The 431-nt window shown below is 63.6% G+C and carries 1 protein-coding gene; it reads left to right on the top strand.

All coding sequences use genetic code 11. The features are described from left to right. Positions 1-431, top strand: a 431-nt coding sequence (locus tag J5M71_RS28825; RefSeq protein WP_207839095.1) for a DUF2957 domain-containing protein, incomplete at both ends; no start/stop codon positions are given.

Genomic DNA, 431 nt, shown 5'->3' with positions numbered 1-431 from the left:
GCTCAGGCAGCGGCGAATACGTGAAGGTCAAGTTCGACACGGCGAAGAAGACTTACCAGATGCAGTTCATCGCATCGTCGGTGCCGACCTCGGCGGGGCAAATCAACAACACGCGCGCGGGCCTCACGATCAGCGGCACGTTCCACAACGCGACCGGGCTGCCGACCGCCGAGCAGAATCGCTGCGCGTTCGTGCTCGACAACGGCGCGACGAGTGACGGCGCGTACTCGGTCACGATCAATCGCGCGGATCCGCCGATGCTGTTCGTCGGGATGGGTGTCGTGGGCGGCGGGATTCCGGGCGCGACGATCGCGTTTCCGGGGCTCGAACTGTTCCCGGGGTTCACGATCGGCACGGTGCCGTCGCGCTCGTTCGATTTCTATCCGTTCATCGGCTTTACGGATACCGAAACGGACTTCACGAAAGTGGCG

The sequence above is a fragment of the Pseudomonas sp. 43(2021) genome, assembly GCF_017490805.1.
GTDB lineage: Bacteria > Pseudomonadota > Gammaproteobacteria > Pseudomonadales > Pseudomonadaceae > Aquipseudomonas.
Note: the sequence above shows the minus strand (reverse complement) of the source record. Positions and strands in the feature narration are given on the sequence as shown.